This is a genomic window from Thermoflavimicrobium dichotomicum, assembly GCF_900114055.1.
In the GTDB taxonomy this organism is placed as follows: domain Bacteria; phylum Bacillota; class Bacilli; order Thermoactinomycetales; family Thermoactinomycetaceae; genus Thermoflavimicrobium; species Thermoflavimicrobium dichotomicum.
In genome coordinates, this window is sequence record NZ_FORR01000035.1 from 1 (window position 1) to 12,167 (window position 12,167).

The following is a 12,167-nucleotide window of genomic DNA, read 5'->3' on the forward strand; positions in this document are numbered from 1 at the left end:
TAGTAGCTTAACCTGTTGCTAAAGGTACTCGTCTCGGTGATACCCTTGACTTGACTTCATTTCCTTATCTAATTTTCAAGGTGCGTTTCTCATTTCCACCGCTCATCGCGGCGACAGTGAATAATATATCATGCTCAAAGTCAAAATGCAATATCCTTTTTATAGGAAATTTATTCCGATACGTTGAAATCTATACACAACCCAACGACAATAAAACCACCCCATTTAACCATATAAAAAAGAGGAAGGCTTTTTTCCGTTCGCCTTCCTCTTTTCCTTATACGCCAACTAATTCCTTTTGAAAAAAGCGTTGACGCAGTTTCGTTAACATATCCTCTGTCATTTTTTCCAGGTCATATTCTACCTTGAATCCCCATTCTTCGATGGCAGCCGTAGGATCAATGGAGTTAGGCCAGCTTTCCGCAATTGCTTGCCGGACCGGGTCCACATCATAATCCAGTTCAAATTCAGGGATGTGCTTGCGAATAGAACGTGCAAAGTCCTCTGGTTCCACACTCATGGCAGTGACATTAAAAGCGTTGCGATGCTTTAACTTCGCCGGATCTGCTTCCATGAGGGCAATAATCGCATTTAAAGCGTCGGGCATATACATCATGTCCATGTAAGTTCCCTTGGCGATATAGGATGTATATTTTTTGTGCTTTACCGCTTCATAATAAATTTCAACGGCATAGTCTGTTGTTCCACCACCGGGTGGAGTTACATAGGAAATCAACCCTGGGAAACGCACACTTCGGGTATCGACCCCAAATTTGTGATAGTAATAATCACAAAGCAACTCACCAGCTACCTTATTTACCCCATACATGGTTGTCGGGCGTTGAATGGTATCCTGTGGTGTCCGATCTTTCGGTGTGGTAGGACCAAAAGCACCAATCGAGCTCGGAGTGAAGAATTGCAACTGAAGTTCCCGAGCCACTTCGAGTGCATTTACAAGTCCGCCCATATTCAAGTTCCACGCCAATAGTGGTTTGGCTTCTGCTGTTGCTGATAATAGTGCAGCCAAGTGAATAATCGTGTCCACTTGATATGTTTTTGCGATGTCAAACATCCGATCCGCATCAGTGACATCCAGAATTTCATAAGGACCCGCTTGAGCAATTTCGCTCGCTTCCTTCGGTTTGATATCAGTTGCAATGACATTGTCTACACCATAGACTTCTCTTAACCGTCCTACCAGCTCTGAACCAATTTGACCTAATGCACCTGTTACTAAAATCCGCTTCATTTCAAAATCCCCATTTCTTTACCCACTTTTTCATAAATGGCTAAAGCTCGATCCAACATTTCTTTGGTATGAGCTGCAGTTGGCATGTTTCTCACCCTTCCGGTTCCTCTTGGTACCGTTGGGAAGACAATCGCTTTGGCATAGACTCCTTCTTCATACAGACGTTTACTGAAGGTTTGCGTTAATTTTTCTTCACCAATAATGCATGGGGTGATAGGGGTTTCACTCTCCCCAATGTCAAAACCAAGTTCTTTCAAACCTTTTTTCAGGTAGTTGCCGTTATTCCAAAGTCTTTCTTGCAACTCTGTACTATTCATCAGGATATCAATCGCTTTGATACATGCCGCTACATCTCCTGGTGGCAATGCTGTGGAGAACAAGAACGGGCGACTTCTCACTTTTAACCAGTCAATGAGCTCTTTCTTACCAGCTACGTATCCACCAACAACTCCAATGGCTTTGGAAAGGGTTCCGATTTGGAAGTCAATTTTGTCGGATAAGCCGAAATGCTTCACCGTTCCAGCACCATTTCCCAGTACTCCGGAGCCATGCGCATCATCCACATAAGTAATCAGGTCGAATTCCTCAGCGATTTCCACAATCTCTGGCAGCTTCGCAATATCGCCATCCATGGAGAATACGCCATCGGTAATGACCATGATTTTTTTGTACTGTCCTGATTCCTTGGCCTCTTTGGCTTTGGCTCTCAAGTCATCCATATCGGAATGGTTAAAGCGAATGATTTTTGCCTTCGATAACCGGCAACCATCAATAATGGATGCGTGGTTCAGTTCATCTGACAGAATGGCATCATTTTTATCCATCACGGCTGAAATCGCTGCCATATTGCAGTTAAATCCGGACTGATAAGCAATGGCTGCTTCTGTATGTTTGAATTCAGCCAGCTTTCTTTCCAGTTCTTCATGCAACTTCAGGGTTCCATTAATGGTTCGAACCGCACCAGCTCCAACCCCATATTTGCGAGTGGCTTCCACTGCTGCATCAATCAATCGTGGATCTGTAGCCAATCCTAAATAGTTATTGGAAGACAAGTTAATGAGCTCTTTTCCATCAATTTTGATAACCGGGCCGTTTGGGCTTTCCAATGGATCAATCATGTTATATAGCCCTCTATTTTTTAGATCGTCCAGATTTTCTTGCAGAAAATGATCCAACACTTTGCTCGCCAAGGTAAAAACCTCCTTAAAGAATGACCAGTAGATCCATCCGCATGTTTTTTCTCATGCACGAATTTCGTATACAAATGTCTTTCTACAATAAACACATTGTTTTGGATAAAATCGCATGATATAAAGAATAACTCATTATTAAAGTAACACCTTTTATCAAAAATGTACATACTGAGAGGACAAAATCTCTTTTTTTGGAAATCTTTTTGTCCTCTCTGTATCGGTAAATAGAGTTCCCCATTTATTGCTCAACCATGAAATATTCAATTGATTTCGGGCGCGTTATGTATTTCTATGTAATCTTTTCATCCGATTTTGCATGAGACCAATCATTTTGAATCTGATCTCTTCCCTTTGCTATCCATCTCCTTTATGTTAAAGATGTATGAAACTACGCTTGCCAAGAAATGTTTGGCAAAAGACCCTCATGTTGTTTTCTATAAAGCGGAAGGGTAGGTTCCTTGCGGAGTGACTGTGATGGTACAGAAGTCGTCACGGAGGCAGGAACCCACCCCGAAGCGCGAGAGAGACGAATCCATATTTTTATGAAAGCTCCTGCTGATTTTTTGACTAAGAACATCATGACTTTGTTTTACACATTGATCAACCGGTTCATAATGAACGGCTTATCATGCAAATCAGATTTCAAATATACTCAAAGGAGGCGTAGAACAATGAAAGACAAAACAAAGCTGGACCCACAGTTACAGCGCATTGAGTCAATCAATGAACGCATCGAACGTTATTTAAGCAAACAACTGGAAGACGGTGAACCTCAATATAAGCTAACCCCTAGTAAATTTGTCTTGTTGCGCACCCTTTTACTAAAAGGAAAGTGTATGGTGGCCAATTTGGCTCATGAAGCGAATTTAACATCAGGTGCTACCACCCTGGCACTCAATCGTTTAGAGAATGACGGTTTGATCATTCGGACCCGGGACCAAATGGATCGACGAATCGTCTGGGTCGAACTCACCGAAGAAGGAAAAAGCCTGGTCGAAAAAATCCTTTATCAACGCCAAAAATTTTTCAGACAAATGTTAAGCGTATTGACAGACGAAGAACAAGAAACTTTTATCTATTTGCTAGAAAAAATTTCGCTCAAACTATCCAATCCCAACGACTAGACGATCCATTCAACAAAAAGGATAAAATCTCCAAAAAAATTCCTTATCCTAATATCTTTGCAATAAAGTTATTTAGGTGTAATATATTGAGGGTGTAAAATATCATATTAACATGAATCCCTGTTTAGGAGGAGTTTCATTGAGCCAACAAGATCTAGCTGCACATGAAATGGCAAACGCCGATGAGAAGCAGGATCATCACAAACGTGGCATTCTGATTGCCGGATTACTGGTAGCCATGCTGTTTGCCGCCTTGGATGGAACCATTGTCGGAACAGCCATTCCACGGATTGTGGGTGATCTGGGCGGTCTTGGTCTCATGGCATGGCTAACCACCGCCTATATGCTTACTTCTACAACCATTGTGCCTATTGCAGGTAAACTCGCTGACTTGCTAGGCCGGAAAGTCGTTTATGTCTCTGGTTTAATCATTTTTATCGTCAGTTCTGCTTTATGCGGAGCCGCTCAATCGATGGAAGCATTGATTTGGTTTCGGGGAATTCAAGGTCTGGGTGGCGGGATCATGATGCCACTCGCTCTTATTGTAATCGGAGATTTATTTACTGGGAAAGAACGTGCCAAATGGCAAGGAATTTTCGGAGCCATCTTCGGCTTGGCCTCTGTCATCGGACCACAAATCGGAGGCTGGATTGTAGATGCCAGCAGCTGGCGATGGGTTTTTTATATCAATTTACCCGTCGGGATTTTGGCCACGATCCTGATCTTTATTGGACTGCCTGGAAAGAACACAACCGGACCTGTTAAGGTGGATATCTGGGGCATTTTTACAATGGCCATTGGCGTGGTCAGCTTACTACTCGGCCTCTCTTTTGGTGGCAAGGAATATGCCTGGGACTCGTGGCAAATCATCGCCCTGTTTGGCACTGCGATTCTCTTTTTAACCCTCTTCTTTATCATCGAATCCAAAACAGAAGAGCCGATTCTGCCGCCTTATCTATTTAAAAACCGCACTTTCTCTTTGATCAATTTGATCGGCTTCTTGATAACTTTAGGGATGTTTGGGGCCATTACCTTTATCCCCTTTTACATGCAAGGAGTATTGGGAGTCAGTGCAACTGATTCAGGTACGGTTATGACCCCGATGATGATTAGCATGATTTTGACTAGCATCTTGGGCGGACAAATCGTTTATAAAGTGGGCATCCGAAATCTGATGCTTTTGGGAATGGCTATTACCACAGGTGCCTTTGGCCTTTTGACTACATTGGATCTTGACACGTCACAGTATATAGCGATGGGCTATTTGGTTATCATGGGAATCGGTATGGGATTCGTTATGCCAAACATCACATTGGCACTGCAAGAGACTTTTTCAAAAGAAGAGTTGGGAGTTGTCACCTCTTCCAGCCAATTTTTCCGTAATATGGGCGGAACCTTTGGAGTCGCCATTTTGGGCGCAGTACTCAATCAACAATCTACACAGCTATTGAATGACAAACTGACGCCGACCCTTTCACGTTTTCCTGAACAAATGCAACCCATGCTCGAGCCATTAAAGAAATTGATCAATACAGATCCGCAAGTATTGTACTCGATGCTCTTTAATCCTGAATCCATTCAAAAACTCCCACCCATGATGCAACAAATCATGTTACCCGCTTTAAAATCAAGCCTTGTCAGCTCATTACATGTCGTTTTCTGGTGCGGTTTGGCATTCATCGCGATCGGCTTTGTACTCAGCTTTTTTATTGGTAACATTCCGCTATCCCAAGAAAAGAAAAAAAATCCAACTTCATCCAATCAATGATCTTGATACCTCTATTGAGCGATCATATCAACTGTTTGCCCATTTTCCCTTTGTCAGGAAAATGGGCTTTTCATCTTAAGGCGGCTTTTTTCATGAAAAAACCTCTTCCTTTGCATCCTTCATGCGCTCAAGTCGGATATGATCGGGTCAATTAACTCGGATGATGTAGTATCCGTTATCGCGACAGTAATGATATTCGTTCGGCTGGCGGAGGTCGGTAATGACGACGTTAAACATGAAAATCACCCTATATATCGTTTTATATTTACTTCAGCGCAAATATAACAAAATAACCAACCTTTAAATTAATAACATAAATATTATTTATTTTAAATTATATTAATATATTTTAAGCTATTGACGATTGTAAGCGTTAACAATAACATGTAATTATACACATTTTATTCAAAAATTTATTATAGACGCAGGCATCAGTTTTTTCCTGGAGGTATTGATCATGAATGCAATTACCATCGTTATAGCTGTCATCTGTATTTTAATGATTGCATATCGGCTTTATGGTACTTTTATGGCTGTAAAGGTATTGAAGTTGGATGATTCACAAGTGACTCCTGCTCGTGAATTGGAAGATGGAAAAGATTATGTCCCAACCAATCGGTGGGTTGCTTTTGGACATCATTTCGCCGCGATTGCCGCTGCAGGTCCACTGGTCGGTCCCATTCTCGCAGCACAGTTCGGCTATTTGCCTGGTTTGGTATGGCTATTAATCGGGGCAGTCATTGGTGGAGCGGTTCATGACGCAGTGGTTCTGTTTGCATCCATGAAGAAAAAAGGGAAGTCGCTTTCCGAAGTAGCCAAAGAGGAATTAGGACCTGTTGCCGGTTTTTGTACCGGGCTGGCCATGCTCTTTATCATCACCATTACCATGGCTGGATTATCGATGGTGGTTGTACATGCCCTCGAAAAGAACCCATGGGGAACGTTCGCCGTTGCTGCTACCATTCCGATTGCCATGGCTGTAGGAATTTACTATAAAAAAACAGGAAACCTGAAAAATGCTTCCATCGTAGGAATCATATTGATCATGATCGCAGTCGTCGCTGGTCCTTCCATTCAAAATACGGTGATCGGCGAATGGCTCACTTTTGACAGCAAAACCCTTTCTCTTTTGCTCCCCATCTATGCTTTCTTTGCTGCCGCTTTACCGGTTTGGTTATTGCTTGCACCCCGGGATTATTTAAGCAGTTTTATGAAAGTTGGCGTATTCATCGCCTTGATCATTGGGGTTTTTTTCGTAAATCCTACGATTAACTTTCCTGCTGTAACCAAATTTATTGACGGGGGAGGCCCCATCCTGGCTGGACCCGTCTGGCCGTTTATTTCGATTACCATCGCTTGTGGAGCGATTTCCGGGTTTCACGCCTTTATCGGCTCAGGTACAACTCCCAAAATGCTAGAACGTTGGAGCGATATCAAGTTCGTCGGTTTTGGTGCGATGTTGCTTGAATGTCTGGTCGGGGTTATGGCTCTCATCGCTGCTACCGTTTTGCAACCTGCTGACTATTTTGCGATCAACTCTGCACCAGAAGTATTTAAAACATTGGGTATGCAGGTGGTTCACCTGCCTGAATTATCCAAAGAAATCGGCTTAAACCTGGAAGGTCGGACAGGTGGAGCTGTTACACTTGCCGTCGGTATGACTTATATTTTCAAATCCATCCCCTTGTTTAGCAAACTCGCTTCTTACTTCTTCCAATTTGTGATTCTGTTTGAAGCGGTGTTTATCTTGACAGCGATTGATGCGGGTACACGTGTAGCCCGTTACATTATCCAGGATTTCTTTGGTGAACTTTATAAACCACTGAAACGGCCCGACTGGGTTCCAGGAACGATCTTTGCAAGTTTCCTCGCTTGTCTATTTTGGGGTTATCTCTTGTATTCAGGAGATATCGGGTCGATTTGGGCGTTATTCGGTGTATCCAACCAATTAATGGCTTCGATCGGTCTCATCATTGGGGCAACCGTTATCTTTAAAATTGCTGAAAAGCGATGGTATTTACTAACCTGTCTGATTCCTCTTGCTTATCTGTATGTAACCGTTAACTACGCGGGTTATTGGATGATCGCCCATGTTTATTTGAATCCTGCTTCCAAAGGATATAGTGTACTCAACGGTGTTTTATCCATTATCATGTTGATTCTGGGAGCAATCATTCTTGTTTCCGCACTCCGAAATGCTGTCAACATGTGGAACCAATCGAAAGTGAATCTGGAAAATACCGTGAAAGTTTCGTAAAAAAAGAGAGGCCGGAGGTTCATTATCTCCGCCCTCTCATTTTTTTGGTCTACTACCTATTTTCATCGGACAGGACCTTTTCCATCCATTGAAAACCATATTACTCAGGACAAATCCAAGTTCATTCAGAGTTCAGATGGCTCACCATGACCAGCTTGTTGACAAAGTATCCGTTATATGCCGGTTTTCCTTTTCCGTTTTACTCCCACTCACTAAAAATGAGCAATAAATCGTTCAACTTGAAAAGGAAAACCAAGTTTATAGAGCGGTCTCATTACGCTGTTCCATCATCTTCTTCACTTTTGAGCCAACCACATACATTTTCTCAAAATGATTTGGGGAGAAGAGCTCTTTGGATCATATCCCAGTGTTTGCTGCTGTTTTTTGGTCGCTTGATTCAAAGCCTCAAACACTTTCTCTCTTTCGACAGCTGGCGTGTTCATCCGCCTGAACCATGGATCCAGATCCACATGATTTTCCCACTTTTTCAACTCTTCCACTTTTGAAAATCCTGCCTGGCCCAGCAACTGACTCCATTTCTCCAGTGTATACACATGGCCATGGGAAGGATCACGTAAAGTTTCCACCCGATTCAACAGAGCTTCAACGGAAGGATCTGCAGGTGCATAGTTGTCGATCAAAATGAAAATACCTTTTGGCACTAGCAACCGATATACTTCTTGAAAGGCTTTTTCAGGATGGGGAAAATGATGGGCTGCAATGCGGCATGTGACAACATCAAACAGTTGGTCCGGAAGTGAAATGTTTTCAGCATCTCCAATCATCCAAGTCACATTGGTACATTGAAACTGTTCCGCTTGTCGTTGGGCTACCTGTAACATTTCCGTGGTCAGATCCAGACCAATCACTCTACCAACGCAAGTGCTCAGGGCAAACGCTGTAAACCCTGCTCCCGTTGCGATATCCAGAGCCAAATGTGGTTGAGGTACGTGTTTTTTCACTTCTTCAACGATCCAAGTCAAATCTTTCCCTTTTGCATGTATTTCGCTCATAACATAATTGGCGGCGTTCTCACCAAAGCTTTTTTTGACTCGTTCCTTGTTATCGGTCATAAAAACCCCTCATTTCGTTTCATTTAATGAAACTCGATTTCAATTTTAAGTTTATTATACATGATCTCCAGATATGATGCCAGATTTATTTTTCATTTCATAATATTTCAGATAGGTAAGGGCTTGCTTTCCGTCATAAACGACAACTTGTTCAATGATAGAGTCAGCTTGTTGAAAAAGTATCTGTTATATGCCGGTTCTTTTTCCGTTTCACTCCCGCTCAATAAAAACGGGCAAAAGTCGTTCAACTGGAAAAGAGAAATTGGGTTTGTCATCAATCTCACACGATCAATTATTGAGTACCCCTATCTTCTATAGATACAGGGAAATTGTGCTACAATTAATTTGTAAAGGAGGTATATCACGATGTCACTTATCTTCCAACCATTTCAGCTGCGAAATTGTACGATTCCCAATCGGATCGTTTGCTCACCGATGTGCATGTATTCAGCCAATGAAGATGCCAAAGTAACCGACTGGCACATTGTCCACTATGGGACACGTGCAGCCGGAAAAGTCGGTTTACTTATGATCGAAGCAACCGCTGTAGAAAGCCGCGGTCGAATCAGCATGAAAGATCTCGGTTTATGGAGCGATGAGCAAATGGAGGGACTGGCGAAAATCGTCTCCTTTGCCCAATCACAAGGGGTAAAAACCGCGATCCAGTTAGCTCACGCTGGTCGCAAGGCTGTGGTTAATGAACCTATTATTGCGCCAAGCCCGATCCCATTCCGTTCCTCTGATCCCGTACCAGATGAAATGACCTATACTGATATCCAAAATGTCATTCAAGCCTTTGGACAGGCAGCGCGCAGGGCCAAAGAGATCGGGTTTGATATTGTAGAAGTCCATGCCGCACATGGATATCTCATCCACCAGTTTCTTTCTCCGCTTAGCAACAAACGGACAGATGAATATGGTGGCTCACTTGAAAATCGGGCACGCTTCTTAAAAGAAGTCATTCGTACTGTCCGTGACCATTGGGGAGAAGAAGCGCCTCTTTTTGTCCGGATCTCTGCTGTCGATTATCATCCTGACGGACTTACACTATCAGATAGCATTCAAATTGCCCGTTGGATGAAAGAGTGGGGTGTCGACTTGGTCGATGTATCTTCTGGGGGCACGCTTCCACAACCACCCTCTTCGATTTATCCTGGGTATCAGGTTACATATGCCGAAGCTATCAAAAAAGAAGCAGAGATCGCGACGGGTACGGTGGGACTGATTACAACCGTTGAGCAAGCCGAGGAAATTCTCGGAAATGGACGGGCTGATCTTGTTTTCCTTGGCCGTGAACTTCTACGCAATCCTTACTGGGTACTTCATGCAGCACAAAAGCGAAACCTCGAATATATCGGTCCAACTCAATATTCACGGGCTTTTTGACAATCTCTCAAAAAACAGGAATGGGCTCTCTTGTCTGTATCAAGAAGCCCATTCCTTGTTTTGCAATGATCCGTTTGTTGTCATCTAAATGTTCCCAATCTTATCCCCAAATCACTTAAGAGGCTTTATTCAGATAATTCGATACACAGTAGAGATAGCAGGTATACGCTTTGAAGAAATCAATGCAGAAGTATGTGGACCTGCATGAAGCGGACCACACACAAATGGTTATTTTTTCGTCCAATCCTATACTGATTCATTTCAGTTTATTTGATTTGTGATCTTTCTATTACCAATGGATTGAGTTGATTTTGCACTAAGTCCACACTCAATCCTTCTCCACAATACGAAACCAAAGGGGATATTTCAATAACTCGATCATCGATCAATTCCTCAGGTATACCCGCGTTTAGCAACCATTTTCGATGCAAATTTAAAACTAAATTTTTTGCGGTACTAGGACTGTCTGGACCTGTTTTATTTTTTACAGGTGCAAACTCTTCTTCCCGATTAACTTTAATAATGGTCATACTCTTAGAATACGGGAACAAATCAAATATAAATAATTCGAATTTATATGCATCCACTTGACCGCTTATGGTTTTTATACTCTTTTTTGCTACTCTGTACGGCAAGTTACAATCTACCACTTTTTCTATAAAGTTTATATGGAATAAGTGAATGGAAATATTAGCTTGATTATAAAGTAGTTGTTCTGAAAGATTTTTTTGTTGTTTTATGTTCTCAGGTAATTCGGTATACTCAATGACGCTAGGCCGCCCATTTTTTAATACGAATAAGCCAACTTTTTCATCTGGATTTCTTTTTTCTATCACTTTACTGGCTATTGGATGACCTTTTACATGAGAATATCCAATAAAGCCTGGATCTGCTACTTTTATTAATGCATTATCTACATTATAGTAAAATAGCCATTCTACTCCTCTCTGTTTTAAGTCGTTTAATCCACCTGATCGTTTTAAGGCTGAAAAACAACCACCATTTCCATTAGGAACAAAACAAATTTGTGATGGGCTACTCATTAATATTTTTCCATTCATATCTAATGCTGGAAGCACATCTTGTTTAAAGAAAAAGATTTCATGCTGAGGATAGCCAAAAAATCGATTCTTTTTGAAAAAATATAAAGTTTCTTCATGGTTTTCTGGATTTGTCATCACATACCATGGAATAAAGCGATTTACTTTGTTAGAAAGATTGATCAAACGTTCAGCTTGAAGCTGAAATAACGATTTTTGTGAAGGTAATCCTATATTGTATGTCCCTTTAGGGCCATCACATCCTAACCGACTTCCTTGACCTCCTGCAACAACTAAGGAAGCGACTTTCCCGTTCTTAATTAGATCCATACCTAATGCATTAAAATGTTCTTTTTGTTTTTTATCCAATTCCCCCCAATTTTGTGCTTCTAGAGGCTTAAATTCAATTTCTCCATCATTATTGCAATTTACGATTTGATTATATAGCATCACTATTTTTTCAAAATCTATTCTCTGTATTTCATTTAACAATGATTCCTGCTCATGAAGAGAAAGACTTTCATAATGATTTAATAGGTGTTCTTGTTTATATTTTTGCAATAAATTTTTTATATTCTCATATTTTGACTGATTGTTCATTTTTAGGCGCTCCTTTTGATCCTTTATTTCAATATTTATTTATACCTTTTACAGTTCAATATGCAATTAACATGTAAAATAAAAAGATATCCTAATTATACGCTAGTGGGTTTGAAAATATCAAACAAACAAGGTTTGAGTATATGGAGGCAATAATAATGATTTTATTTAACTATGTATGAATAACGCTCCATTGATTCGCTCAATAACACAGCGATTCGAGTGAAGAAGGTTCAAAGAGTTTGGAGAAAAGAGCCATAAGAATCTGGAAAACGGTAATGATATGGCTTTGGAATAATAACAAAAAAGCACTTCCTTCTCACTCTGAGAAAGAAGTGCTTCGCACTATTCCCTGAAAACTAAAGGCGAAACATGACACTCTTGATATGGTTCAAAGTGATATTCGGAAATAAACTCCGTAGAAAGGAGGTGATCCATCCCCACCTTCCGGTAGGGATACCTTGTTACGACTTCACC

Annotated in this window: 8 protein-coding genes and 1 rRNA gene; 4 read left to right on the plus strand and 5 right to left on the minus strand. The window is 41.4% G+C overall.

Translation table 11 applies throughout. From position 1 onward, the window contains the following. Nucleotides 1-277 precede the first annotated feature (277 nt). Entirely contained in the window at nucleotides 278-1,249 is a 972-nt protein-coding gene (locus BMZ78_RS17710) for an L-threonine 3-dehydrogenase (RefSeq protein ID WP_093231724.1), read from the minus strand. Beyond that, nucleotides 1,246-2,439, minus strand: coding sequence for a glycine C-acetyltransferase (locus BMZ78_RS17715; RefSeq protein ID WP_093231725.1), 1,194 nt, complete (start codon nucleotides 2,437-2,439; stop codon nucleotides 1,246-1,248). Before BMZ78_RS17715 ends, BMZ78_RS17710 begins: the two co-directional genes overlap by 4 nt. A gap of 674 nt (nucleotides 2,440-3,113) precedes the next feature. On the opposite strand from BMZ78_RS17715, the gene BMZ78_RS17720 reads away from it, so the two are divergent. The 3 genes from BMZ78_RS17720 (at nucleotide 3,114) to BMZ78_RS17730 (ending at nucleotide 7,591) form a co-directional block, all read left to right on the plus strand. After that, a complete protein-coding gene (locus BMZ78_RS17720; RefSeq protein WP_175482558.1) occupies nucleotides 3,114-3,566 on the plus strand; it encodes a MarR family winged helix-turn-helix transcriptional regulator in 453 nt (150 codons plus the stop codon). A gap of 169 nt (nucleotides 3,567-3,735) precedes the next feature. Beyond that, nucleotides 3,736-5,334, plus strand: a complete 1,599-nt coding sequence (locus tag BMZ78_RS17725; protein ID WP_093231731.1) for an MDR family MFS transporter — start codon at nucleotides 3,736-3,738, stop codon at nucleotides 5,332-5,334. A gap of 457 nt (nucleotides 5,335-5,791) precedes the next feature. Further along, on the plus strand, nucleotides 5,792-7,591 hold the full coding sequence (locus BMZ78_RS17730) for a carbon starvation CstA family protein (RefSeq protein ID WP_093231727.1): 1,800 nt from the start codon (nucleotides 5,792-5,794) through the stop codon (nucleotides 7,589-7,591). Nucleotides 7,592-7,887: 296 nt separating this feature from the next. Here BMZ78_RS17730 and BMZ78_RS17735 read toward each other — a convergent pair whose 3' ends face one another. Continuing rightward, nucleotides 7,888-8,664, minus strand: a complete 777-nt coding sequence (locus tag BMZ78_RS17735) for a class I SAM-dependent methyltransferase (protein ID WP_093231728.1) — start codon at nucleotides 8,662-8,664, stop codon at nucleotides 7,888-7,890. A gap of 366 nt (nucleotides 8,665-9,030) precedes the next feature. On the opposite strand from BMZ78_RS17735, the gene namA reads away from it, so the two are divergent. Then, nucleotides 9,031-10,050, plus strand: a complete 1,020-nt coding sequence (gene namA / locus BMZ78_RS17740; RefSeq protein WP_093231729.1) for an NADPH dehydrogenase NamA — start codon at nucleotides 9,031-9,033, stop codon at nucleotides 10,048-10,050. Between the two features lie 266 nt (nucleotides 10,051-10,316). On the opposite strand, the gene BMZ78_RS17745 is transcribed toward namA, so the two are convergent. Beyond that, entirely contained in the window at nucleotides 10,317-11,690 is a 1,374-nt protein-coding gene (locus BMZ78_RS17745; protein WP_093231730.1) for a UTP--glucose-1-phosphate uridylyltransferase, read from the minus strand. A 422-nt stretch (nucleotides 11,691-12,112) separates the two neighbouring features. After that, nucleotides 12,113-12,167 (minus strand): 16S ribosomal RNA (locus tag BMZ78_RS17750); the annotation flags it as partial.